The 493-nt window shown below is 70.4% G+C and carries 1 protein-coding gene; it reads right to left on the reverse strand.

The window, feature by feature from the left end; all coding sequences use genetic code 11:
* On the reverse strand, positions 1 to 493 hold a 493-nt coding region (locus BST12_RS33130; RefSeq protein WP_425437437.1), incomplete at both ends, for a hypothetical protein.

Genomic DNA, 493 nt, shown 5'->3' on the forward strand with positions numbered 1-493 from the left:
AGAAGCTGGCCGACAGGGCGGGGAAGACCGCGCTCAAGCCCGCCGCGAAGTTCTGCCCCGCCGTGACCAGAGCGCTCAACGCGCCTTGTAGCGCCGGGGCACCCGACAGCGCGGCGCTCAACGCGGCGTTGAACGCTGCGCTGAGGCCGGACAGGCTGGCTTGGAAGGCCGGCAGGCTGCCCGAGAGTGCGGCGCTCAGGGTGGCGTTGAAGGCCGCCGACAACGCCGGGAAGGTGGCCGAGAAGCTGGCCGACAGGGCGGGGAAGATGGCGCTGAATCCGGCGGCGAAGTTCTGACCTGCCGTGATCAAGGCGTTGAGGGCGCCTTGTAGGGCGGGGGCGCCAGACAGCGCGGCATTCAATGCGGCGTTAAACGCCGCGCTCAACCCCGACAGGCTGGCCTGGAAGGCCGGCAAGCTGCCCGACAGCGCGGCGCTCAGGGTGGCGTTGAACGCCGCCGACAACGTCGGGAAGGTGGCCGAGAAGCTGGCCGA

It is taken from the genome of Mycobacterium angelicum, assembly GCF_002086155.1.
GTDB lineage: Bacteria > Actinomycetota > Actinomycetes > Mycobacteriales > Mycobacteriaceae > Mycobacterium > Mycobacterium angelicum.